The following is a 23,049-nucleotide window of genomic DNA, read 5'->3' on the forward strand; positions in this document are numbered from 1 at the left end:
GACATGTAATTATTTGGTAATTTAGCAGAGATGGTATCAATTCATTTTTTATGTATTAATTGAGGGTATATAATACAGGATTTTTGCCCGGTGAGTAGAACTTTTGGGTAAACAAATTAAGTTAACGATCTATAGTAAAGTTTTCATATTGATGTTCCCAGACTATTTTGTTGACTATAATATCTTTTACCATTGCTCTGGATGGACCTGATCGACACCATTCGACGAGCGCCTCTATATTTTTTTTATGACCCTGTACGATGATATACACAGATCCATCAGGTTCATTCCTTACAAAGCCATGTAATCCCAGGGATGTGGCTTTCTCTTTCGTTGACGCACGGTAAAATACCCCTTGGACTTTTCCAAACACAAGAATGCTATAAGTCGGAATTTTCTTTGGAGTCATTTTCATTTATTGGTTGTATAATTAGTTTAATATTATTTGTTTCCAAACGTGTAGTTATCCATTGTTGCAATTTTTGTTCTGAATCCGGATCTAAGGGCTGTTCAGATCCCAGGAATAAAACAGAATATAAGGTAGGGCTGTCTGAACCGGTATTAAAACCCTTTGCTTCCGAATATGAACAATACTTAACCTCGGGGAAAAGAACATTTATTTCAGATAATAATTGTTGTCCCATTAATTCTCTGTTCAGAACTGAATCACGCGCTTTTTCCATATTATTGATGACTGTTTTCAGCCTGACTATTTCTTCGTTTAAGCTGGCATTTTCATTCATCGCAGAATTGGCTTCAGAAAATGAAAATCCTTCTTTTATCGCTATGAGGTTTTTATCCAATCCATAATCTTCTGCTTTCTGATATATTCGGGATTTGTCAGAATCAGTAATTGAATGTCCTCCGTATACTAATGTTATTTCGTGCTTACCGGGTTGGATATTTTGATTTAGAAGGTAGTTACCTCCGATTATATCCACACTTTTTATAAATAACTCTGCGTTCTCTATAAACTTCTCTTTTTGAACCAGGCTGTATCCAAAATATATACTCGGGATTAGAATAATTATGATCACGGCCGATATCCACCTGTTAACCATTTTTTTCCGTTCTTCATTTACAAGTGTTCGAAATGGAAATTTTAGAATTTGTGAAATAAGGACAGAAGAAAGGGCAATAAATACTGTATTAATCGTGAATAAAAACAAAGCGCCAAAGAAGAAAGTAAATTGGCCTGTTGCCAATCCGTAACCTGCTGTGCACAAGGGAGGCATTAATGCGGTGGCAATCGCTACCCCTGGAATTACATTCCCCTTTTGCTTACTGGTTATGGCTACAATTCCTGCTAATCCTCCGAAAAATGCAATTAAAACGTCGTAAATCGTGGGACTTGTTCTTGCTAAAAGCTCTGAATGAGCAGTAGATATCGGACTAATTGAAAAATAGAGAGTGGAGGCTATCAAACTTGCAAAAACAGCAAATCCATAATTTTTAAGGGATCTTCTGAATAAATTAAAATTATAAGTGGCTACACTATATCCCATACCATTTATTGGGCCCATTAGTGGTGAAATTAACATAGCTCCGATGACTACAGCCGTAGAGTTCATATTCAACCCCACAGAAGCTACTATTATTGCAAACATGAGAATCCATAAATTGGTACCTTTAAATTCCAGGTCTTTTAGGATATTCTCATGAATTCTTTCAAAATCATCGATTTCGCTATCGAGATTGAAGTAATTTAGTATAGTTTTAATTATCTGCCTTGTCTGCATATTCCTTGAATTGAGAAATCTGTAGAATTAGTTAAATCTTATCTATCGGAGCAATAATGGGGGCGTAATCTAATGTTTAAAAATAGCAAATATTGATATTTTACGAACAGTTAGACACAAAGATAGCAATATATTAACATTTTATGTATTAATAAAATATTTAATTTGATTATATTTGAGAATAATTTTCTTATATGAACCGAATGTCTATATACCCATTTTTATTGTCATTTTTTGTAGGGATACTATTTTTTCAGTGTTCTCCCACGGTAGGTAAGAAAGTCCATTCTGATGAACACTTACCGGTCCGACAAAGAATTATTGAAGATGCCGCAAAAACTGTAGGCAGTAGGTATAAATATGGCGGAACCGGGAATAGGGGATTTGATTGTTCTGGTTTGGTGTACACTATTTATAAAAATCATGAGTTTTTTCTTCCCCGTTCTGCCCGGGATATGATAAAGTACGGTCAAAAGATTAATAAAAGACAAGTTCAACCCGGGGATTTAGCGTTTTTTAAAAATATAGGTAGAAAAGTAGATCACGTTGCTATTGTATACAAAATTGACAGGGATGGAATTTGGTTGATACACAGTACTACATCTCGAGGTGTAATTACCCAAAACCTGGAAAGCTCTAGTTACTGGAGTAAAAGGTTAATACAATTTAATAGTATTATTTAGTGCATTAATTTTCAACAGCACTTCCCCACCAATCATTATTGGGTTTCCAATCCTCTTTTAACATCGCCTGCCTTTGATTTTCAAGATTTTGCCAACGTTTGGTCTTGATATTATTTTCCCATTTTTCCCGGGCCTTGGGATCAAATTGGGGGTCTGGTTCAGGGAATTTTGCATTCACTGTATGTAACCAATCAAATAACTGCTTTTTCATAGAAATTACTCTATCAGGCTTTTTACCTGAAATATCGTTTGTTTCAGACAAATCCTCTGCGAGGTCGTATAATTCTGTTGTATTGGTTTCATAATAATGGATTAGTTTCCATTTTCCTGTGGTTATAGTGGAAGAGGGTTTGCCACCCTGGTTACCGTAATGAGGATAGTGGGTATAAAAAGGACGTTCGCTATATGTTTCTCCATTGAGTAGAGCTTTTAGGCTTATTCCATCGATATGTTGGTCTGCCTTTGGAGAGGATCCGGTTAAGTCAAGTAATGTGGGATAAAAATCTGTTGAAAATACAGGTTTGTTTATCGTAGATGTATTTTTTTTCATACCAGGTGCATATATGATGTAAGGAACCCGGGTGCCTCCTTCCCATTGATAACCTTTACCACCTCTAAGTGGGGTATTGGAGGTAGCATAAGCATCTCCCGAGGCTACTCCACCATTATCAGATGTAAAGACTACTATGGTGTTGTTTTCCAGGTTGTTTTCTGTCAGGGCATTTATCACAATTCCTACGGCCTGATCAACAGATTCTACCAAAGCGGCATAAACAGGCTGATCCTGGTATTTTCGGATGGGTAATACTTCTTCCATTTCAAAACCTTGTTGAGGAATATCTTTGTCTTCTAATTTTGCTCTATATTTTGCCCAACCTTCTTTGGTGGACTGAACAGGAGCATGAACGGCATAAAAGGCAAGGTATGCAAAAAAAGAAGTATCCTTAGCTGAGGTAATAAATTTTGCTGTTTCTCTTGCCAGTCTTTTGGTAAGGTTTTCTCCATTTGGTCCATCCTCCATTTTAGGATTTTTGTATGGAGAAAAGAATCCACCAGGAGGACTTCCTCGTTCAAAACCTCCTATATTGATGTCAAATCCATGGTCTTCCGGATAAGAACCTTTATCTCCTAAATGCCATTTACCAGCAAAAAATGTCAGATACCCATTTTCCTTCATTGCTTCGGGAAGAACGATCTTCTCTTTTGGTAATTGATGTATATACGGACTGGGCAATAACTTATCGTGCCTCCCCCTTGATCTCCAGGCTTCTTCAGAAGCCGCCCCGATCCAATCAGTTATTCCATGCCTGGCCGTAAACATCCCAGTCATTATGCTGGCTCTGGAAGGACTGCAAACGCGACTGGATGAATAACCCCTTGTAAAAAGAACTCCTTTGGCTGCCAATCGGTCAATATTGGGTGTTTCATAAAATTCACTTCCCATGCAACTCAAATCCATATACCCCATATCATCAACGAGTATAAATAAGACATTGGGCTTTTCGGTATCTTGGATCGTCTTATCCTTGTCTATTTTACAGGCAGTTACTAATAGGGGAATTATAAAACTAATTAGCAGAGAGTGGTTTTTTTTATGTAGGTTCATTTATAAAATGTTTAGTATTATAGAGAGAAAGATAACGATTAGATTGTAAATGGTATAACTATGTTGAAATTCTACTTATATTTAGTTATGATTGCTGGTCTCTCCATATCCGGATGTGAGCGTGCTACTTTCCGTATATTTGATAAACCGATCGTTTTTGATAAAACACGCGAGGAATTGTCTTTATCGTATATGAAGGATCGCTATGGCATCAATAAGGATTTTCCAAGTATTGATCCCAAAATGGTGGTTGTCCACTGGACTGCCATTCCTACGCTTGAATCTTCTTATAATGCTATGAACCCATCATTACTACCGGGGGCCAGGACAGGTATTGCTTCAGCCAGTTCGTTAAACGTGGGAGCTCATTTTTTAATTGACAGAGATGGTGTGATTTTTAGGCAACTCCCTGATACTTTGTTTGCCAGACATGTTATTGGATTGAACCACTGTGCTATTGGGATTGAGAATATTGGAAGTAGTAATAATCCCCTCACCAGGGCGCAACTAAGAGCCAACACAGAATTAATCCGTTATTTAAAAAGACTTCATCCAGGAATTGAATATGTTATAGGACACCACCAATATCGAGAATTTGAAAATCACAACCTTTGGATGGAAAAAGATGAAGGGTACCGGACGGAAAAATCAGATCCGGGTGATAAGTTTATGGAGCACTTGCATAAAAGAATAAAAGACCTTGGATTACGAAGTAGACCCTAAAATTTTATTTCTTTGCATGAAAGTAAACGCGATATGTTCAAGTTTCTATCTTGTGAATCCATTTTAATTCTTATTGCAGCCTTGTTTGTACAGACAGGTGCTACTTCACAGGTTATCAACCCTAAAAGGGAACTGCGCGGAGTTTGGATTGCCACTGTTGCCAATATTGATTGGCCCAGTTCACCGGGATTGACTGTAGAGAGACAGAAAAAAGAGTTGTTGAAAATTTTAGATCATCATGAAGATCTTGGAATAAATGCTCTTTTCTTTCAAATTCGTCCTACTACAGATGCTTTTTATGCAAAAGGAGAGGAGCTTTGGAGTTATTACCTATCGGGAAAACAGGGAAAAGCACCGGATCCTTTTTACGATCCCCTGCAGTTCTTAATTGATGAAGCACATTATCGGGGTATGGAATTGCATGCATGGTTCAACCCGTACCGGGCAGCCAATGATAATGATCCAAACAAAGTTTCCGAGGACCACATATCAAAATTAATGCCGGAGTGGTTTTTTGAATATGAAGGTAAAACCTATTTTGATCCTGGCATTCCTGCTGTGAGAGAATATATTGAGTCTGTTGTTTTGAATGTAGTTGAAAACTATGATATTGACGGTATTCATTTTGATGATTATTTTTATCCGTATCCGGGTAAAGAAATGTTACCTGACAGTATATCATTTCTTAAATATGGTGAAGCAAATTTTGACCGTATTGAAGATTGGCGCAGAAATAATGTAGATCTGTTAGTAGAAAGCCTGACTAAAGTAATCCATGATGCAAAGCCGTATGTTAAGTTTGGAATAAGTCCATTTGCCATTTGGAGGAATGAAAAAGAAGATCCCAGAGGGTCAGAAAGCAATGGATTTACTAATTATGACGGGTTATATGCAGATGTATACAATTGGATGGAAAATCAATGGTTGGATTATGTTATGCCGCAAATTTATTTCCCTTTTCATTACACACCAGCACCTTTTGAAAAGTTGTTGAAATGGTGGGGAGATAATAGGTTTGGCCGTCATGTATATGTAGGTCAGGGAGTGTATCGGGCTGAACAAAATAAAAATGGATGGGAAGATAGAAGTCAACTACCAAGGCAGGTAAAGTCTATCAGGCAAGATGCGAATGCCCAGGGGAGTGTATATTTTAGTTCCAAATCCTTAAGTAATAATCTCGGCGGGTTTCGGGATTCCCTACGCCATCGATATTACAGGTTCCCTGCACTTCTTCCCCCGATGCCCTGGCTGGATAATGCAGCTCCAGCTTCTCCGGTGAATTTGAGGCATACCCAGATTGATCGCTTTGTCCGGTTGCGGTGGGATGACCCGGAATCCAGAGATACCCCTTATGGGTATATTGTGTACAGATTTGGTGAAAATGAAAATATAAATTTTGAAAGACCCGATAATATTATCCATATTTCTTTTGACAGCGATAAAACCTTCTTCTTTGATACCAATGTAAGGAAGGGGAAATCATATAGATATTATGTATCTTCTTTAGATCGGTTGAAAAATGAAGGGCATGCGATCGGAATTCAAGTGCAGGTCCATGAATAATTTATCGGTAAAAAATATAAGCAGTGCGTTAGTAAATGGTAAATAACTTTCACTAATAGGATTAATCCCATATCATAGGCCGGGGAATATTCATTTCTCGAAGATAGGATATAAACTGTCCGGCATGAACGGCTTCATGGTATCCAATTCTCATTAAATATGGTCCTAAAACCTTCTTTTGGCCATTACCCGGATGAATGATTTCAGTAGATTTTAATTCCGATTCAGAAAAATTTTGGATGGTCTGTAGGAATTGTTTTCGATAGGGTGCGGAAAATTCTAATTCCTCCTGGACGCTTGTCAAAGGTCGATTTTCCCAGGGGGTTCTATAATTTTCCATTGATTCACCTTTTATGATCATATTCCATCCGTAATCAGCTTCTAATACATGTCTAACCATTTGGATGGCTGACATGGCATGACTGTCTGGTTGCCAGTTAATCAATTCGTCAGGGAGAGATGACCATAAAATAGAGCTACGTCTTCGGATTTCATTAAGATTGCAAAGAATTAGTTCGGCTTGATTCATATAGTATGTTATTGTTTATATCAAATGTTAGTTTCATTTGACAGGCCTGGTACCCTGGCTGTCATTTATTGTTACTGCTTTCTTTATCTGTATAGGGAGATGATACTTTTTTTCCATAGTAGATGAGGCAGAAATTTCTTTTTATAGAGTGACTACAATAGGATTGATCATTGGGGACCATTTCAATAGCTTCAATAATCTGAAGGTGTATTCATCGGGTACCTATTATTCTTTCAATTTCATTAAGTAAAAGTGGAAATGCAGGGGCTGTCATTAAATGTCCGTATCCGTCCATTTCGTAAATTTTGGTATCATTGTGGCCGGCCACTCTCATCATTCTCATCATAAAAGCATTTTCTTCATACCTTCCCAACAATTCCAATTCGAGATCCCCGGTGATTAGTAAAAGGGGGGGAGCATCCGATCTAACGTGGTATAGAGGGGCTAAATCATCGATAATGGGTTGTTTCCCGTCAATACCCATTTCTTCCCTCACGGTAAAATGTGTAATAGTATGACCACTAAAAGGGATCAAACCTGCTATCCTATTTGCGTCTATGCCATGAGGAATAAGCCATCTTTTATCCAGGCCGACCATACTTGCCAGGTAACCACCTGCAGAATGTCCGGAAATAAATATCAAAGAAGTATCTCCACCGTAACGTTCTGTATTATTAAATGTCCAGGCAACTGCTGCAGCGGCGTCTTTAATATATTCTGGAGCTCCTACCTTGGGGAACAAACGGTAATTAACCCCCACAACAGCTACCCCTTTATCTTTCAATGCTTGTGGTATTTCCTTCTCACCGGCCCTGAGGCCCCCTCCGTGAAACCAGACGACGGTAGGGTAGTTGGTTTTATTATCGGGGTAATAAAAATCTAATAAGCACCTTTCCTGTATATATTGATTTCCCCCACGGACAGATTCACTGTAGTATGGAATGTTTTCCTGGATATTATAAATAATATCCTGTCCGTAAAGACCAAATGACATTGTGTATAAAACCAATAGAGTGAATAATTTATTCATCGGGTTATTTTTGTTATTAATGTGGTAAAATTACTGACTCAATTTACTGATGTTTTTCCTATTATCGCTTAAAATGGAATTCCTAAGGGAATGTAGATCTATGAATATAAAAGTAAAAAAAGTGAAGTGAAAAAGTTAAAATAATTTATCTTTCAATTAGAGGGTATGTTACACTTTTTCGAGAGCTTTATTAACAAATTCGTTCTACCCTGAATTCATCCTATTGATTTTATCTATTGGAAGGATTAGAGATAAAACGTTTGATATATTATAACTGATAGTTTCTCTTTTGCGGTGAATTTATAAAATGTCTTCTGTCTTACCATGACTCGGATCGCATATTGTAGACAAAATTAAATTTATACTATTTATATTTTATAAGTATTTTGTCATTACCAGCTTCTTCTTCTAAGTGAAAATATGAATGAATTATTGGGCTTTCCCAATTGTCCCGTATGTATAATGTGGTATTAGCGCTTGCGGATTTTCCCGGTAAGGAAAGGTCTTGCCCCATCCCAAATCCATGGTGATTTCCAATCCCCCAAAATCGCTATAAAATATAATACTCACTACTGAATAATTGATATATAAATCCGGAACTATTCTCCGAATTAAAATTATATTATTTGTATAACCTAATTCTGTCATTCAATAATTGTAGTTAAATTCACAGATCTTTCCATACCATAACTACCTTACCTTTTGTTCGCATTTTTTCTATATATCCAATGGCTTCAGGGATTTTTTGATAGGGGTATATTTTTTCAATATTCACTTTTATTTTGTCTTCTTTAATTAGGTTTGCCAAGGAGTCAAGGTCCCGGGTACGAGCTTTAGCCGTAAATTGTTTAAGGCTAAAAGAACTTAACGAGCTTTGTAATAATAGCCGGGCCAAATGCTTTAAAGTTGTAAAACCAATGAGGATACCTCTTTTACCCATTCGTTTGAAATCATCAAATGTCAAATTTCCATGGGTGTCGATCACCAGGTCATATTGAGTATTTTGCTTGTGAATGTCTTGTCTGTCATAAGGGATGACTTGATCTGCGCCCAGGGATTGAACAAATTCAATATTCTTATGAGAGCAAATTCCGGTGACTTGTGCTCCATAAGCTTTGGCTATTTGTACCGTTAAATGACCAACTCCACCGGAAGCCCCATTTATTAGGACGGACTCTCCTTTTTCCAGTTTTCCATGTGTAGTGAGAGCTTGCAAAGCGGTCAACCCTGCAATCGGTAATCCAGCCATTTCCCTGAAATCCTTTGAATCGGGAATCCTGGCACATACATTTACTGGGGCACAAACATATTCAGCAAATGCTCCTCCGTCAATTAATTCTCCGAAAACCCGATCTCCAGGTTTAAATTCAGATACATTTGGGCCTATTTCCACAACGAGGCCTGCAAAATCTGCGCCCAGGATTTTATCCTTTGGTTTAAATAATCCAAATGCAAAACGGGCAAAATATGGTTTACCCCTGAGTGTATGCCAATCCGCGGGATTAGCAGAATTAGCCATTACCTGGACTAGGATTTGTTTTTCTTGAAGGATTGGCTTTTTTATGTCTTCCATGTTAAGAATTTCTGGCCCTCCGTATTTGTACTTAGTAAATGCTTTCATATTATCAGTATGAAGTTTATATTATAGATTATGTTTGATAAAATATAATTTTCATTAGAAGCAGTGAATTTAATTAGATAAAAGGCGAGAGGAATTTTACAAACTGGTCCTTTTTCTGAAAGTTTAATTTTTAGAAAAAACGGATCGGTTTAAAATTTTGATTAGTTTATACATGGGTGAGGGAGATTCCGAACGGAACCTTGTTTTTTACTTAAAACTGAAATGTACAGCTCGGATATGTAATATGCAATAATAATACACTATGGATTCCCTGTAATTGTTTATTTACTTTTGAGTTGGATTGGCTGTTGTCATTAAAATATTTAAATTTATATTCTTTTCTGACCCAAGCCATCGTCAATGCTATCAATAATTGCCCTTCGGATCGTAGGATTTACTTTGAATTCAGGAAGTAAAATATTTCCAAAATACACCCGTAAGAAAGGTTTAGACTTATTCAGTAAGCCCGCCAGGTTGAAATTAAAAAAGGAGCAACTTGATTTTTTTAATACAGCTGAGAATTTGATTATTCCATTTAACAAGGAAAAAATAAGAATTTATAAATGGGGGGGTGGTAGCCAATCTGTATTATTTTGCCATGGGTGGCAAAGTCATAGTTATAGATGGTTCCCCTATGTTGAGAAATTGGATAAGCAGAGATTTACTTTATATGCTATGGATGGACCGACCTCAGGACAAACTACAGGAAAATATTTAAACCTGCCAATTTATGCAGCTTATGTGCAGCAAATTATACAGGAGATTGGGGAATTTGATTTTTATGTTGGTCATTCACTTGGAGCATTTACTCTTCTCTATACGTTATCCAGGAAGAATAGTTTATCACCAAAGGCTGCAGTAACTTTAGCCAGTCCTGGAAATGCGCTGGATTTTACCAAAGGATATGTTCGGAGGATGCGGCTGGCTGATAGCACATTTGATATGATAAAAAATGAATTTGGAGAAGTGTATGGTCATCATCCCTCTGTCTATCATACAAAAGAATTTGTCAATAGTCTGAGTATACCAGGTTTAATTGTTCATGATAAGGAGGACAAGAGGGAATCATATCAACATGCTCTGGAAATTCATAATACCTGGGAGAAAGCAAAATTAATTACCACTAATGGATTGGGACATAGATTAAGGAGTGAGGAAGTAGTAAATAAAGTGGTCGATTTTATCGAAGGACATTACTGATAAAGTTTACATTCCATTTTTTTTCAAAGGTTTGGAAGTGGCCAATGCAATGACTCTACCTTCCGACCCGACCGCATTGTAAAAATGATAAACCGTATCGTTCCATTTAATTACCCAGGGTTTGTGAGCATATTGTCGGTCATAGTCTTCAGTGGACGATACAAGATCTTGACCTTCCCAATCTGTCCAATGAATCAAATCATATGAACATGCGAAACGTTCAAAAGCACCCGGCTTCCAAAATGCGCCGAAATAGAACATAATGTAGAGATCTCTATATCTGGCAATCTGGGCATCTCCGCAAATACCAGCGCCTTTAGAAATAACCGGCTTATCACCATATCTTTTCCACTCCTTCATGTCTTTTGAAACGGCCATTGCAATACTTTCATAATGGGCGGTATCCCCTTTGGCATTATAATACATTACAAATGGGTAGCCTGTATGATTTTCTTTATCTTCAATTACAAGGCTTTTGTAAATGGTTTTGTTATCATACCAACGGGCATCATCGTCTTCCGGTGATAAAATAGGATGTGTTTCCGTTTGCCAATCATCAATAGTTGAAGAAAATTTTGAATATGCTAAGCCTGTTTTTAGTGTTCCTGCTTCATATCCGGATGATTTACCACCCAGGTACGTCATCCAATACTTACCGTCATGAGATGCAGGTGAATAGTCACCGCCCCATTTTGTATTTACCAATGACATATATCCTGCTTTTTGATTTCCGTCCCAGGTGCCTTCTGTGAATGAAAGAATTTTCCGATTGTCGGTCCATTCTAATAAGTTTTTACTTTCTGCTATCCAGGTTTCATATCCTTTACCGTCAAAAATGATATATGTCATGTACCAGGTATTGTGTTTTCTAAAAATAGTGGGAGAATCAATCATTTTACTGGTATCAGGATGTTTCATTACAACACCGTATTTGTAAGGGGTCTTAATTTCCTCATAGACGGAATTCATTGTTTGAGGTTCCACTATTTTTGGGGGGGATAATTCTTGTGCATGTCCGCAAGAGACAATCATGAATAAGAGGGCCAGATTCTGAAGTATAGAAATTTTAACGGAAACGGTCATTGATGCAAGGATTAAGGAATTTAGCGAAATATAAATATTTAGCAGCATTTCCAAACAGGTATATGAAATTTTTTAAATTTTTCATCAACCGTAATTTGACAAATGGATGGTATTGTCATTCAATTTGTGGTGGAAGATGATAAAAGGATCGGGTAATATGATATTGTAGATGAAATTATTACAATCAGTGATTAATTTATCCCACGTGATTTAACCTATTAATTATCATTCTACCGGTTCGCAAAATACCGTATGCAATAAGATTATTCAAAATGGTTTGATTTTCGTAATTTTGTAAATGTATGGAAAAGAAAAATCGATCGGTATCAGAATTTAATAACGAACTAAAATTAAGAGGGTTTAATGTCTTTCAAATTGAGAAAGACGGTAATTCCACAAAGACCTATAGCCGAAAAGATTTTTATAAAATATGTTTGACTACCGGACAAAGTAAAATTCATTATGCAGATCAGAGTTTTGATCATCATGGGACCATTTTGTTTTTTGGTAATCCCCATATACCGTATTCCTGGGAGACTATATCCAGGACTTACATAGGATATACGTGTCTTTTTTCCGAGGAGTTTTTAAAGATCTCCAATCATACTGATAGTATTCTGCAATCGCCGTTGTTTAAACTTGGAGGCACTCCGGTTTTAAGAATTTCCGACGGGCAACGTGATTTTCTCAATGGCATTTTTGCAAAAATGATTGAGGAACAGGATACTGAATACCAGTTTAAGGATGAGATCATCAGGAATTACATACATCTTATTATCCATGAAGCTATGAAGATGGAACCTTCCGAGAACATTCAACATAAGCAAGATGCTTCCTCCAGATTGACATCAGTTTTTCTTGAATTACTGGAACGTCAGTTTCCAATTGAAACACCCGACACTCCGTTGAAACTGAGAACAGCCCGGGACTATGCTCATCAATTGGCTGTTCATGTAAATTATTTGAATCGAGCTGTTAAAAGTGTTACTGGTAAGTCTACCTCAAACCATATTTCTGAACGAATAGCTAGTGAAGCGAAGGCCTTGCTTCAACATACTGATTGGAATATAAGTGAAATTGCTTTTGCATTGGGTTTTCAATATCCAACTTACTTCAATAATTACTTTAAAAAGGCTACCGGAAGAACTCCAAAGGCTCTACGTGTAAAAAATGTTTGAATTTCTTACTTTTTAGTTTGAATTTCATTAACTACGACCGCTTAAGAATGTTGAACTTTATATTTATATTATAAATTGTCAACCATTGAAAGATTTAATGGTCATTTTAAATTGATAATGACTAATGATATATTAGTATATTCAATAGTAATTTTATTTAGGTAGGAGAATTAGTGACTAAATGAATTTGTTCAAAATCAAATTATTGAGTGACTTGCTTACCATTAATCGTAACATACATTTTAAAACTAAACACCAGGTTTATGGAATTATTGAATATGAGATTAAATGTTTTACTAGTTACTTTTCTGACTTTTGGGGTATTTTTAGCTTGTAAAGCACCTGAAGAAGAATCAGGTAGATCTACTGCAAATGCTATTTTCCCAAAAGGAAGTAAAGGTCCCTCTCAGTTCTTTACCGGAACGGTATGGGTAACAGGTCTAGTAGATAATGATTCGATTTTTACCACCTCAGCGGGAAGTGTCTTATTTGAGCCTTCGGCGAGAAGTAATTGGCACTCACATCCTGCCGGTCAGATACTAATAGTTACCGAAGGGGTTGGGTATCATCAGATTAAAGGTAAGCGAAAAGAAGTTATTAGAAAGGGAGATGTGGTAAAATGTCCTCCAAATACTTCACATTGGCATGGTGCATCCAAAGATAGTAGTATGACTCATATATATCTATTACCAAATACGGAAAAAGGAATGGTTAAATGGATGGAACCTGTATCTGATCAGGAATTTCTTAATGAATAATATTTTATACTAAAAAGTAATACGTATGATACTTCAAGAAAATTATATTCTTTCCAATCGTGTTCAAATTCCAAAAATAGGTTTGGGTACCTGGTTTAATTGATGATGATAGTGTGGAGAAAGCTGTCAAAGATGCCGTAAAAATAGGATATCGTCATATTGATACAGCACAAGCCTATCAAAATGAAAAAGGGGTAGGAAAAGGCGTAAGAAATAGTGGTATCGATAGAAAAGAGATTTTTGTAACTACTAAATTGGCCGCGGAAATAAAGTCCTATAGAGATGGCGTACAATCAATTGATAGTTCACTGGAAACTATGGGGTTGGATTACATTGATATGATGATTATTCATAGCCCTAAACCATGGAAAGCATTTTTGGAGGACAATAATTTTGCAGAAGGTAATATCGAAGCATGGAAAGCACTGGAGGAAGCTTATAAAGCAGGTAAACTCCGGGCCATTGGGGTATCCAATTTTGAAAAAAATGATATTCAAAACATTCTTGACTCGTGTACTGTGAAGCCAATGGTTAATCAAATATTGGCGCACATTACAAACACCCCAACAGCGTTAATTCAATTTTGTAAAGAGAATGAGATCCTTGTAGAAGCATATTCTCCCATCGGTCATGGTGAATTATTGAAAAATCAAGAAGTTGCCACGATGGCAGATAAATACAAAGTATCCGTTCCGCAACTTGGTATTCGGTACGCATTGGAACTGGGACTTCTTCCATTGCCCAAAACGGCTAATCCTGAACATATGAAGATTAATGCGGATGTTGATTTTGAAATATCAGGTGAGGATATGAAAACGTTGAAGAACCTGGATAAAATTAAAGATTATGGTGAAGCCAGTGTGTTTCCGGTATATGCAAAAGAGTAATTAGGATATATTTTAGAGTGTGAAGACTCTTGTTAAGCAATAAGGTAACTGTAAACAAGAAAATGTAAATCCGAAAAGGGAGGAATTTTTTGATTAAAGTGCCTAGAAAGTCATAAAAGTAGATATACAATCTATTGATAGTCCGTATGCATGTTTTACGCCGTAACAATAATAATTATTCCTGGAAAGAATGGATAGATTATAGGTCATTACAATTTACCACATAATTGATATGAATTTCATTTAAAAATTTTTTCCAGGATCATTTTTTACCCCAATTTGACACTAGTCATAGTTAATGACCCACCTAGTGATTTATTATTAAATATTATTGGATTGTCACCCTGTTGCTTTAGTCCCATTGTATATAGCAATGGTAAATAGTGCTCTGGCGTCGGGACAGCTAACTCAAAGGCCTTACCTTGCTTTTTATACTCAATAAGACTTTTGTGATCTCCATCAAGGATCCATTTTTTCATTTTAGAATTGGCCTCAATTGCCCAGTCGTATCCATAATTCTGGTTTAACTTATTCCAGGCAATCATACCCAAATTATGAACTATGTTTCCACTCCCGATAATTAGGATGCCCTTATCCCTGAGAGATTTTAGTTGCTTTGCCAGTTCATAGTGTTGCATTGGACTGAGGGACACATCCAGACTTAGTTGAATGACCGGAACATCAGCATTGGGAAATAAATGTTTTACTACAGTCCAGGCCCCGTGGTCAAGTCCCCAATTATGATCTAATTCTACAGTACCTGTGGGTTGAACAATATTCGAAATTTCACCGGCCAGTGCCGGACTTCCCGGTGCGGGACTTCCCGGTGCGGGGTATTGAACTTCATACAAGGCTTTTGGAAAACCACCGAAATCGTGAATAGTTCTGGGGTTGTCCATTGCTGTAACTTTTGTGCCTTTTGTTTCCCAATGAGCGGAGACAACGATAATGGCATTAGGCTTTTCCAATTTAGCTACCTGGCTCTTGAATTCACGTACAAATTCATTATCCTCAATACCATTCATTGGTGATCCATGCCCTAAAAATAACACAGGCATTCTCTCTGTAATTTTGTATGAATCGGTTATTTTTTGAATGGATTGGAGTGAATTGACTACAGGTATTGATGTTGTTGTAACTCCGGATAGATATAAAAACTCTTTTCGCGTCATATTATCCATAAATTGATACTAAAAATTCTTTAACAGTGTAGGGTTTTCTTCCTAATATTTTTTCTAGCGTAAGGTCCTTTAATTCTAATTCCCCCTTAGCTTGAGCCAATGAAAATGCAGTTAAAAGGTGTATGTACTCATCCGGCACATTGTATTTTTTTAATTGATTCGTAAATTCGTCAGGGGCAGGGGAGTGATAGCTGATTTCCTGACCAGTGATGTTTGATATTTCTTTGGCAATATCGCTATATGATAGTGATTCATTATTCGCCAATGAATATACCTTATTTTTATGGCCACTGCTCGTCAGGATATTAGCTGCTGCTTCTGCTAATTCTTCTCGCAAAACTGAGCTTGATTTGCCTTCTCCCGCAGGAAGAGAAATTATTCCGGTCTGCAGAACTGATTCTCCTATGAACATAGGAATCATATCCATATAAGTTGAATTTCTAAGTATCGTATAAGAAATTCCACTTTCTTTAATCCAATTTTCAGTCTTCATATGAGAAGCCTGCAAAAAAGATATCGCCGAATCTTGAACGGGAATATTTTGAAGAAATGAAGTATATACTACATAATCGATGTTGGATTCTTTTGCAGCATTCACTACATTCCTATGTTGTTGCTCACGATTTTCTACTTCACTACCAGAAACAAATAAGAGTTTATCTACTCCATAAAAAGCAGTTAATAATGAATCGTAGTCATTATAATTTCCTACTCTTAATTCTATTCCTTTTTCCTTTAAATCACTGGCTTTTTTGAGATCCCTGACCAATGCAATAATTTCATTGGTATTAACTCCTTTTTCAACTAAATTATTGATTACAACTTTTCCATATTCGCCAGTAGCTCCAGTAATTAATATCATTTTGATTCATTAAAATTTAAGAATGTCACAAAATTAATCATTTGGTATATAAAATATAGTTGATTTTCTAATTATATTAGTATACTTTTGTATAGTAGAATGTAAAATATGTTTTCAATGAGTAATCAAAAATCTATTTCTGAGATAAAAAAATGTCCCCGGCAATTTGTTCTCGCCATTAACGATACCCTAAATGTAGTGAGCGGTAAGTGGAAATTACCAATCATTGCTTCATTGCTATATGGAAAGAAACGATTTAAGGATATTCAGGATAATATTGAAAAAATCACACCCAGAATGCTTTCCAAAGAATTAAAGGAATTGGAGCTAAACGGTGTAGTAGAAAGAACTGTATATGATTCCAGACCCATACGGATTGAATATACCTTGACAGAATCCGGCGAAAAGATATTATCAGTACTTGATGCGATGGTAGAATGGGGAATGGATCATAGGAAAGTTACGATGCTGTAAGCGGTTGAAGATTCATTTAGAAAATATGACTCATTAGAAATCAGTATTTTCCTTAATTCTTTTTAAAAAATCTTATTTCAACTTCTTTTTTTTCTCCTTTTATACCATCTAATTCCTAATAGCAAAATTATGCTAATAAAAATGAATGGCCAGATGTTAACCAACATTACAAAAAACCATATCAGATTGTTCCAACCGTTTGTAAAACCGTTTGTAAATTTTTCTCCAAACTTTGTTTGATGGGGAATACGTTGATAAAATGTGATGGTTAGGGTGGAATAGGATACCTGGTTTTGCAGATATTCAAATCTACCTTCAATAGATTCAATTTCAGATCGCAATTCCCCTATTTGCTTTTCAATTTGAAGGATTTCGCTTACTTGATTTGCTTCTTGCAGTAAATCGTGATACCGTTTTTCAAGTTCTTTTTTTGTTTTTAACCTGGCTTCAATATCCAGAAATTCTTCGGTAACATCCTTTGCGGTAACTTCCTTACTATCAACTTTTTTTACAGCGTTGGTAGTCTCTGTCAATAAAGTATCAAAGTTGCTGGCAGGAACCCTTATTACAATAGTATTGCTAAAACGTCCGGGCGATTCGAATTCCCTGTCGGATGAAATATATCCATGGTAATTTTCAATTACCTGAATAATTTTTTCCCGGGTGGTTTTCAGATCCACCGTTTCAAACACAACTCTCCCTTCCTTGATAAGTTTTCGTTCAATATCTGTGAAGTCGGCCTGATTTTTAGCAATGGGTGTAACGGCTCCTTCTCTTGCAGCACTGACACTAGATTTATTTGAATGGTCAGAACATCCCAGGAACATAACAAAAAAACATAATGTGAGAAGATTCAATGGATAAGTACTGAAAACAGTGTCAACCTTCATACTTATGATATTCTGTTATGGTAATAAAGTACCCTTCGGGATCTCGAACGGAGAACTCTCTTTTTGTAGAATTTGAATTGAAATGAATTTCTTCTTCCACCGGCCAGTTTATATTCTGAATGTTCTGTCGAATTGCTTCCAGGTTATCAGTTCTAAAATACAAAATTAACCCATTTCCCGGATTTAGTTCGGGATTTTTCATTGTTGGGTGCTCATCTTCTCCCCACTTGTGGAGACAAAGCATTATTTCTTCGTTTTCTCCTGTTAAAACAACAAATCTTTCTGGATTCCCATGAATATTTTTAAATCCCAATACATCTTGATACCATTTTGAACAGATGGTTAGATCGTGTACAGCTATTATAGGATCAATTTTAGCAGGCATAATACAATTTACTACTCGGTTCGAAGGATTTTTTCCATTTTCTTTCCCTTAGCCAGTTCGTCGACTAATTTATCAAGATATCGTACCTTTTGTGTCAATGGATTATCAATTTCTTCCACCCGGTAACCGCATATTACACCGGTAATCAGATGGACGTTTGGGTGTAAATCCGCATTTTGGAAAAAAGTTTTGAAAGTCACCTTATCCTTAATCAATTTTTGAATTGATTGATTATTATATCCTGTTAACCATTTTATTACTTGGTGCAATTCTTCTTTGGTTCTGCCTTTTTTTTCAACCTTTGCAATATAATGTGGGTAAACGGAAGCAAATGTTAGTTTTGCCATTCGCTCGTGATGTTTTTGGTTTTTATCCATATCTTTCATTATTGATCTTTCTTTTGCTATAGTCTATGCAATAATCCTTTTCTTTTGACTATATTTTTATAATCCCATTGGATTTCTCTTGACTTTTTCAGCCATCGTTGTAGTTTTTTTTCATCTATTTGATCCGGGGATTTAAAAATAATAGATGCGTCTTTAAATTTTTTACCAATTACATTGAGTTGATCTTCTTCGAAATCTGCGCCACTCCAGAACATTAAGCGTATACCCATTTTCTGATGACTGTAACCTACGACAGGATTTCCGTTTAAAAACCAAACGGGGTGACCATGCCAGATTTTACTTTCTGCTTCGGACAATTCCCTGTCAATGTTTATGGCAAGAAGTTGGCAGATTTCTTTATAGTCCATAGACTGATTGTCATTATATTCCTGAATCTTCGGGTTCATTCGATTTTTACTTTAATCCCAATAGATAATATCTACTAATATACATTTTATGGTAAGATTAATAATGGTATTTATTATTCTTTGAAATATACTGTTGAAATGGATAGTCCCAATTTCAGGTTTGTATTGCATTTAATTATGGAATGGCCGTTGATACGGCAGAATCTCTTATCCAGTACTGCGCAACAAATTATTTTTTGTTAATTGTTTTTATGATAATAAAATCCGATAGTATTACTACTTTAGATTATTTACTTTCCTAAATGCAAATTTTGGAGCAATTCTGGAAATTCTATATAACAGTTTGGCAGCACCCACTTTTATTTCATCTTTATTTTTTTGCAATCCAGTTAACATTTCCGATACTGCCTTTTCAGGAGTAATTGCCATCTGTGGTGGGTGTCCTTTGTGCCAGGGTGTTTTGACAGCCGGGAAGAAAACTTCTGTCACTTTTACCCCTTCTTTTTCTGTTTGTTTTCTCAGCACTTGTGTGAATGAGTGAATGGCTGCTTTGGTGGCGCAATAAAAAGGATAATCACTTCTGGGAACATAAACCAATCCGGAGGTAATGTTGATGATATTAGCATTTTGTTTTTTCCGCAGGAAAGGATATAGTTTTTTTATCAAATTGATCGGAGCCAAAACATTGACTGATAATTCTTTTTCGGCCATCTGAACAGCCTCTTTGGTTTCAACAAAATTGATTTTATGCACAATGGCGGCATTGTTTATTAATATATTAATTTGGGGATATCTGAATTGAATTTGCTCAATTAACCCATTGCATTGGGCTAAATCTCCCAAATCGCATTGTATTATTTTAATTTGGGGGACAAGTTTTTTTGCTTCTTTCAGCTTTTCCATAGAGCGACTACAAATTATAATGATATTGTTCCATTTCGATAGTTGTTTGCATAATTCAAGTCCTATACCTGAACTACCTCCCGTAATTAATATAGTATTCCCTGATAAATTCATGATAAATATTTTGATGATTCAGGACAAATCTATAGTATGAAAAGGGAATAAAAATTGACTTATGTTAGGTTGCTAATTTTTTTCTTATTCTACTTAAAGATTCGGGTTGAATTCCGAGAAAAGAGGCAATTAAAGTCAGATTAATTCTATTATCGAGATGGGGATATTCTTTCAGAAATTTTATGTACCGTGTTTCTGCGTCTAAAAATAATAAATCACGTTCCCTTTGCTCTTTTTTAGCCATTGCTTTTTCGAGATTGGCAATCAATAGGAAGTTCCACTTAGGATCTTCATTCCTTATTTTCAACCAATTGTGGTAGGTGATTTCTACAATAACTGAATTTTCCAATGCCTCTACAGTGAAATGGGACGGTATATTATGAACCATAGAAGTATAGGAACTGATAATGTTCTTTTCAGGCATAAATACTTTAGTATATTCTTTCCCGTCCTGTGTTAAATAGTAGTAACGAAATAAGCCTGACTTTACAATAGCTAATTTATTCGGAATACTTCCTTCCCTTATAAATATCTGGTGGGGCTGAAAATATTTCTTTGTACCGTATTTCTCAAGTTCTTGAAGTAATGATGATAGTTTATTCATATAAGCAAAATAGATAACATCTTTATATTTGAATGTATTTTGGTTTATATCGGTCTTGTTATTGTAGAGTTGTAATGTGCGTTCTTATACTTTTTACCGGTGAATAATTCCGGGAAGATTTAAATCGGACAATATCACAAAAGGATACTTTCTTCCCGTTTTCAAATTCCAGTTGTCCCTCCACTACACCATCATACCCATGGGTGATAATGGTGGTGATCGTTAATGCTGAAACTGTAATACTACGATATTTTTGCAGTTCGGCAAGGACAGACGATTGCCCTGTAAAGGATTGAGCTCCGACTATACTCCAATGTATGTCTTCGGTGGTATTATCCTGAAGGTAATTAGTATCAAATGTGACTATTGCAGAGATAAAGTCTTTTAGATATACAATCTTCGGAGCATTCCCACATTGAGACGGAACATTTATTTTTACCATGTGTATAATTAGGTCTTTTCTAAAAATTTATTGTAGAAAGCAAGGTTGTAATAAATAATCTTTTTAACAATTCAGGTGCTTCCTATGAACGCTTATACTTCTCGGGTTATTGAGTATTTATTTCTATATTCCTGAACATATACATATTGTCACTCACCCTTAATTTTTTGCCACTGGTAGTAGAAATATTTTGCAGGGTTACTTCGTCGGATACGACGTAGGGGAATTTTTCCCGATATGTATCATCGTTCAATTCTGGATTGAAATTTTTGAACAAGGTAGGTCCGTCATAATCATCAGGAAAATTTGAGTCGTCAATTTCAAGCGATTCAATGGTAATTTTTTTAGGCATATAGCATGTATAACCAAAATCGTGTTGACCTGAATTGTACCCTCCAATTAAGCTTACATTATTATGTCTGTTAGCCCTGGGGATGAAAATACAATTCCGAATAATGAAATCGCCCTCCCAGGTGCTGCCATAATCTGACCGGAGGTTAACAAGAGTAGTCCCGCGAATGGTACTATTTTCCACAGTCAGGGTCCCGGTACCGATAGCATTGATTCCCATGTGTCCCAACGTAGAATTGCGTATGGTGGCATTCGCCACGCCCATATGGGCGTCGAACCTGGAAAAGATACAACCGTCGAACAAAAGGTTTTTGGAATAGTTTGACCCCATAATTCCCCAATAGGTCCTGTCATTGATATCATTGGTTTGACTGCAATTTATGAATGAGACATTGAGTGCCCTGTTAACCAAAATATCATAAGATCCCATCGATACAGAATCTCCGGCTGAACCAACTGTCCGGTAGGTTTTGTGTCCAGTAAGTACGGTATTCTTAACCATTACGTAGGAACAGTCTTGTATCCTCAAAAAACCCCCGTACGGTGCACCGTTTTCTGTTTCGCCGGTAATGTGGTGTTCCAGGCCATCGATTACTACATTTGAGCGCTGGATTAAAATATTCCGATCGTAGTAAGTATATTTTGATGGAGCCTTATTTGCAATAGTAGTAAAATGCCCACCGGAAATAGTTAGTCGATCTTCGTTTATGGGTAAAACTTTGATGGCAGTAATTTGATCAAAATCCCATATTATAGGGGCATTCATATCTACATAACCGTTTTGATCCACTACAAAAATATCAGTTTGCGAGGAACCATCATTATGGTTGGGACCATATCGGATGTATCTTCGGGTATTGGAATCGGTAACGGTGACTAAATGAGGACCGTTAAAGGAAGCATCAATTTTTAACTGATTTTTCTTTAGGGAAGAAATCCCTTTCAGGTTATAAGATTTCAGACCGGAATTTATCACAAAAATGGATGCATTCCGGTTCTCCACTTCAGTGTCGTCAATAATAAATTTTGCTGTCCCGAAATCGGTAGATGTGCGTATAATCGCCGTCCGTTCTTTACCACTAATATAGTAAATGTATCCATCGTCGGCTTTTACCGGCAGGGCTTGTTGGTTCGCAAAGGCATGAGTAGCTGCGATATTGTCCATATCGTCTGATTTACCATCGCCTTTGGCGCCAAAGTCACTGTACTGAATAAATCCTTTATTGTTTAATTTTTTTACAACTTTTGGTGAAACATTGAGTTGTAGTTCCCCATTCTCATTTGTTATAATACTGGTTTTACCTTTTTTCGACGTAATTATTACTTCATTACCTGAAATACCAGATTGTCCCCTTACTATAATGGCAAATGATATAATACAGAGAGATAGTAAAAAGCACTTCATCATTATATTTTATGTTTATTTGAAATTTTTTTATGGAAATGTTGGCAGATAAAATAAATTATTTTTTAGGAATAGCTGTGATAA

General features: G+C 36.2%; 25 protein-coding genes and 1 pseudogene. 8 read left to right on the plus strand and 18 right to left on the minus strand.

Going from position 1 to position 23,049, the window contains the following annotated elements; translation table 11 throughout:
- Positions 1–121: 121 nt before the first annotated feature.
- Positions 122–409, minus strand: coding sequence for an acylphosphatase (locus tag LVD47_RS07595; protein ID WP_236975012.1), 288 nt, complete (start codon positions 407–409; stop codon positions 122–124).
- Positions 381–1,739 (minus strand): DUF389 domain-containing protein, encoded by a 1,359-nt coding sequence (locus tag LVD47_RS07600; protein ID WP_236975014.1) that lies wholly within the window; start codon positions 1,737–1,739, stop codon positions 381–383. Before LVD47_RS07600 ends, LVD47_RS07595 begins: the two co-directional genes overlap by 29 nt.
- 194 nt (positions 1,740–1,933) lie before the next feature.
- On the opposite strand from LVD47_RS07600, the gene LVD47_RS07605 reads away from it, so the two are divergent.
- The gene (locus tag LVD47_RS07605; RefSeq protein ID WP_236975016.1) at positions 1,934–2,422 is read left to right on the plus strand and encodes a C40 family peptidase; all 489 of its coding nucleotides are present in this window, start codon (positions 1,934–1,936) and stop codon (positions 2,420–2,422) included.
- A 4-nt stretch (positions 2,423–2,426) separates the two neighbouring features.
- Here LVD47_RS07605 and LVD47_RS07610 read toward each other — a convergent pair whose 3' ends face one another.
- Complete coding sequence (locus tag LVD47_RS07610; RefSeq protein WP_236975018.1) at positions 2,427–4,028, minus strand: sulfatase; 1,602 nt, start codon at positions 4,026–4,028, stop codon at positions 2,427–2,429.
- Between the two features lie 60 nt (positions 4,029–4,088).
- Here LVD47_RS07610 and LVD47_RS07615 point away from each other — a divergent pair, with 60 nt between their 5' ends.
- Together LVD47_RS07615 and LVD47_RS07620 are read left to right on the plus strand one after the other, a co-directional pair.
- Positions 4,089–4,751, plus strand: a complete 663-nt coding sequence (locus tag LVD47_RS07615) for a peptidoglycan recognition protein family protein (protein WP_236975020.1) — start codon at positions 4,089–4,091, stop codon at positions 4,749–4,751.
- A 33-nt stretch (positions 4,752–4,784) separates the two neighbouring features.
- Positions 4,785–6,314: a glycoside hydrolase family 10-like protein gene (locus LVD47_RS07620; protein ID WP_236975022.1), complete on the plus strand. Its 1,530-nt coding sequence runs from the start codon at positions 4,785–4,787 to the stop codon at positions 6,312–6,314.
- A gap of 61 nt (positions 6,315–6,375) precedes the next feature.
- Here the strand turns inward: LVD47_RS07620 and LVD47_RS07625 are convergent, their stop codons facing one another.
- From LVD47_RS07625 to LVD47_RS07640, 4 genes are all read right to left on the minus strand, one after another.
- Entirely contained in the window at positions 6,376–6,843 is a 468-nt protein-coding gene (locus LVD47_RS07625; RefSeq protein WP_236975023.1) for a DinB family protein, read from the minus strand.
- Between the two features lie 211 nt (positions 6,844–7,054).
- A complete protein-coding gene (locus LVD47_RS07630; RefSeq protein WP_236975024.1) occupies positions 7,055–7,873 on the minus strand; it encodes an alpha/beta hydrolase in 819 nt (272 codons plus the stop codon).
- A 429-nt stretch (positions 7,874–8,302) separates the two neighbouring features.
- Entirely contained in the window at positions 8,303–8,521 is a 219-nt protein-coding gene (locus tag LVD47_RS07635; protein WP_236975025.1) for a VOC family protein, read from the minus strand.
- Between the two features lie 19 nt (positions 8,522–8,540).
- Positions 8,541–9,494: an NAD(P)-dependent alcohol dehydrogenase gene (locus LVD47_RS07640; RefSeq protein WP_236975026.1), complete on the minus strand. Its 954-nt coding sequence runs from the start codon at positions 9,492–9,494 to the stop codon at positions 8,541–8,543.
- A 360-nt stretch (positions 9,495–9,854) separates the two neighbouring features.
- Here LVD47_RS07640 and LVD47_RS07645 point away from each other — a divergent pair, with 360 nt between their 5' ends.
- Positions 9,855–10,694 (plus strand): alpha/beta hydrolase, encoded by an 840-nt coding sequence (locus tag LVD47_RS07645; protein ID WP_236975027.1) that lies wholly within the window; start codon positions 9,855–9,857, stop codon positions 10,692–10,694.
- Between the two features lie 6 nt (positions 10,695–10,700).
- Here LVD47_RS07645 and LVD47_RS07650 read toward each other — a convergent pair whose 3' ends face one another.
- Entirely contained in the window at positions 10,701–11,663 is a 963-nt protein-coding gene (locus tag LVD47_RS07650; protein WP_236975028.1) for a glycoside hydrolase family protein, read from the minus strand.
- A 416-nt stretch (positions 11,664–12,079) separates the two neighbouring features.
- Here LVD47_RS07650 and LVD47_RS07655 point away from each other — a divergent pair, with 416 nt between their 5' ends.
- The 3 genes and pseudogenes from LVD47_RS07655 to LVD47_RS07665 all read left to right on the plus strand — a co-directional run bounded on the left by LVD47_RS07655 (position 12,080) and on the right by LVD47_RS07665 (position 14,600).
- Positions 12,080–12,955, plus strand: a complete 876-nt coding sequence (locus tag LVD47_RS07655) for a helix-turn-helix domain-containing protein (RefSeq protein WP_236975029.1) — start codon at positions 12,080–12,082, stop codon at positions 12,953–12,955.
- Between the two features lie 263 nt (positions 12,956–13,218).
- Positions 13,219–13,713: a (R)-mandelonitrile lyase gene (locus LVD47_RS07660; protein ID WP_236975030.1), complete on the plus strand. Its 495-nt coding sequence runs from the start codon at positions 13,219–13,221 to the stop codon at positions 13,711–13,713.
- A gap of 25 nt (positions 13,714–13,738) precedes the next feature.
- Positions 13,739–14,600: pseudogene (locus LVD47_RS07665) on the plus strand (aldo/keto reductase).
- A 269-nt stretch (positions 14,601–14,869) separates the two neighbouring features.
- Here LVD47_RS07665 and ygiD read toward each other — a convergent pair.
- Positions 14,870–15,772, minus strand: a complete 903-nt coding sequence (gene ygiD / locus LVD47_RS07670; protein ID WP_236975032.1) for a 4,5-DOPA-extradiol-dioxygenase — start codon at positions 15,770–15,772, stop codon at positions 14,870–14,872.
- 1 nt (position 15,773) lies between these two features.
- A complete protein-coding gene (locus tag LVD47_RS07675; protein WP_236975033.1) occupies positions 15,774–16,643 on the minus strand; it encodes an SDR family oxidoreductase in 870 nt (289 codons plus the stop codon).
- A 117-nt stretch (positions 16,644–16,760) separates the two neighbouring features.
- Between LVD47_RS07675 and LVD47_RS07680 the strand changes: the two genes are divergently transcribed.
- Positions 16,761–17,117 carry a winged helix-turn-helix transcriptional regulator gene (locus tag LVD47_RS07680; RefSeq protein ID WP_236975034.1) on the plus strand — a complete coding sequence of 119 codons (357 nt, stop codon included), beginning with the start codon at positions 16,761–16,763 and terminating at the stop codon, positions 17,115–17,117.
- Between the two features lie 77 nt (positions 17,118–17,194).
- Here the strand turns inward: LVD47_RS07680 and LVD47_RS07685 are convergent, their stop codons facing one another.
- The 8 genes from LVD47_RS07685 to LVD47_RS07720 all read right to left on the minus strand — a co-directional run bounded on the left by LVD47_RS07685 (position 17,195) and on the right by LVD47_RS07720 (position 22,965).
- A complete protein-coding gene (locus LVD47_RS07685; RefSeq protein WP_236975035.1) occupies positions 17,195–18,007 on the minus strand; it encodes a DUF4349 domain-containing protein in 813 nt (270 codons plus the stop codon).
- The gene (locus LVD47_RS07690) at positions 17,997–18,392 is read right to left on the minus strand and encodes a VOC family protein (protein WP_236975036.1); all 396 of its coding nucleotides are present in this window, start codon (positions 18,390–18,392) and stop codon (positions 17,997–17,999) included. Before LVD47_RS07690 ends, LVD47_RS07685 begins: the two co-directional genes overlap by 11 nt.
- An 11-nt stretch (positions 18,393–18,403) precedes the next feature.
- Entirely contained in the window at positions 18,404–18,769 is a 366-nt protein-coding gene (locus LVD47_RS07695; protein ID WP_236975038.1) for a DUF2200 domain-containing protein, read from the minus strand.
- A 26-nt stretch (positions 18,770–18,795) separates the two neighbouring features.
- Positions 18,796–19,185 carry a DUF1801 domain-containing protein gene (locus LVD47_RS07700; RefSeq protein ID WP_236975040.1) on the minus strand — a complete coding sequence of 130 codons (390 nt, stop codon included), beginning with the start codon at positions 19,183–19,185 and terminating at the stop codon, positions 18,796–18,798.
- A 237-nt stretch (positions 19,186–19,422) separates the two neighbouring features.
- Positions 19,423–20,163 (minus strand): SDR family oxidoreductase, encoded by a 741-nt coding sequence (locus LVD47_RS07705; protein ID WP_236975041.1) that lies wholly within the window; start codon positions 20,161–20,163, stop codon positions 19,423–19,425.
- A gap of 64 nt (positions 20,164–20,227) precedes the next feature.
- Positions 20,228–20,767: a Crp/Fnr family transcriptional regulator gene (locus tag LVD47_RS07710; RefSeq protein ID WP_236975042.1), complete on the minus strand. Its 540-nt coding sequence runs from the start codon at positions 20,765–20,767 to the stop codon at positions 20,228–20,230.
- Positions 20,768–20,825: 58 nt separating this feature from the next.
- Complete coding sequence (locus LVD47_RS07715) at positions 20,826–21,209, minus strand: hypothetical protein (protein ID WP_236975043.1); 384 nt, start codon at positions 21,207–21,209, stop codon at positions 20,826–20,828.
- A 106-nt stretch (positions 21,210–21,315) separates the two neighbouring features.
- Positions 21,316–22,965, minus strand: coding sequence for a hypothetical protein (locus LVD47_RS07720; RefSeq protein WP_369427758.1), 1,650 nt, complete (start codon positions 22,963–22,965; stop codon positions 21,316–21,318).
- Positions 22,966–23,049: the final 84 nt, after the last annotated feature.

It is taken from the genome of Membranihabitans maritimus (assembly GCF_021729145.1).
GTDB classification, from domain to species: Bacteria; Bacteroidota; Bacteroidia; order Chitinophagales; family Saprospiraceae; genus Membranihabitans; species Membranihabitans maritimus.

Bases quoted from the DNA above. Each gene is read 5' to 3' on its own strand.
- LVD47_RS07620 (WP_236975022.1), top strand. From the start codon at position 4,785: ATGTTCAAGTTTCTATCTTGTGAATCCATTTTAATTCTTATTGCAGCC.
- LVD47_RS07650 (WP_236975028.1), bottom strand. From the start codon at position 11,663: ATGAATTCCGTCTATGAGGAAATTAAGACCCCTTACAAATACGGTGTT.
- LVD47_RS07695 (WP_236975038.1), bottom strand. From the start codon at position 18,769: ATGGATAAAAACCAAAAACATCACGAGCGAATGGCAAAACTAACATTT.
- LVD47_RS07680 (WP_236975034.1), top strand. From the start codon at position 16,761: ATGAGTAATCAAAAATCTATTTCTGAGATAAAAAAATGTCCCCGGCAA.
- LVD47_RS07715 (WP_236975043.1), bottom strand. From the start codon at position 21,209: ATGGTAAAAATAAATGTTCCGTCTCAATGTGGGAATGCTCCGAAGATT.
- ygiD (WP_236975032.1), bottom strand. From the start codon at position 15,772: ATGACGCGAAAAGAGTTTTTATATCTATCCGGAGTTACAACAACATCA.
- LVD47_RS07605 (WP_236975016.1), top strand. From the start codon at position 1,934: ATGAACCGAATGTCTATATACCCATTTTTATTGTCATTTTTTGTAGGG.
- LVD47_RS07700 (WP_236975040.1), bottom strand. From the start codon at position 19,185: ATGAACCCGAAGATTCAGGAATATAATGACAATCAGTCTATGGACTAT.
- LVD47_RS07595 (WP_236975012.1), bottom strand. From the start codon at position 409: ATGACTCCAAAGAAAATTCCGACTTATAGCATTCTTGTGTTTGGAAAA.
- LVD47_RS07630 (WP_236975024.1), bottom strand. From the start codon at position 7,873: ATGAATAAATTATTCACTCTATTGGTTTTATACACAATGTCATTTGGT.
- LVD47_RS07655 (WP_236975029.1), top strand. From the start codon at position 12,080: ATGGAAAAGAAAAATCGATCGGTATCAGAATTTAATAACGAACTAAAA.
- LVD47_RS07640 (WP_236975026.1), bottom strand. From the start codon at position 9,494: ATGAAAGCATTTACTAAGTACAAATACGGAGGGCCAGAAATTCTTAAC.
- LVD47_RS07720 (WP_369427758.1), bottom strand. From the start codon at position 22,965: ATGAAGTGCTTTTTACTATCTCTCTGTATTATATCATTTGCCATTATA.
- LVD47_RS07635 (WP_236975025.1), bottom strand. From the start codon at position 8,521: ATGACAGAATTAGGTTATACAAATAATATAATTTTAATTCGGAGAATA.
- LVD47_RS07625 (WP_236975023.1), bottom strand. From the start codon at position 6,843: ATGAATCAAGCCGAACTAATTCTTTGCAATCTTAATGAAATCCGAAGA.
- LVD47_RS07645 (WP_236975027.1), top strand. From the start codon at position 9,855: ATGCTATCAATAATTGCCCTTCGGATCGTAGGATTTACTTTGAATTCA.
- LVD47_RS07685 (WP_236975035.1), bottom strand. From the start codon at position 18,007: ATGAAGGTTGACACTGTTTTCAGTACTTATCCATTGAATCTTCTCACA.
- LVD47_RS07710 (WP_236975042.1), bottom strand. From the start codon at position 20,767: ATGAATAAACTATCATCATTACTTCAAGAACTTGAGAAATACGGTACA.
- LVD47_RS07690 (WP_236975036.1), bottom strand. From the start codon at position 18,392: ATGCCTGCTAAAATTGATCCTATAATAGCTGTACACGATCTAACCATC.
- LVD47_RS07660 (WP_236975030.1), top strand. From the start codon at position 13,219: ATGGAATTATTGAATATGAGATTAAATGTTTTACTAGTTACTTTTCTG.
- LVD47_RS07615 (WP_236975020.1), top strand. From the start codon at position 4,089: ATGTTGAAATTCTACTTATATTTAGTTATGATTGCTGGTCTCTCCATA.
- LVD47_RS07675 (WP_236975033.1), bottom strand. From the start codon at position 16,643: ATGATATTAATTACTGGAGCTACTGGCGAATATGGAAAAGTTGTAATC.
- LVD47_RS07705 (WP_236975041.1), bottom strand. From the start codon at position 20,163: ATGAATTTATCAGGGAATACTATATTAATTACGGGAGGTAGTTCAGGT.
- LVD47_RS07600 (WP_236975014.1), bottom strand. From the start codon at position 1,739: ATGCAGACAAGGCAGATAATTAAAACTATACTAAATTACTTCAATCTC.
- LVD47_RS07610 (WP_236975018.1), bottom strand. From the start codon at position 4,028: ATGAACCTACATAAAAAAAACCACTCTCTGCTAATTAGTTTTATAATT.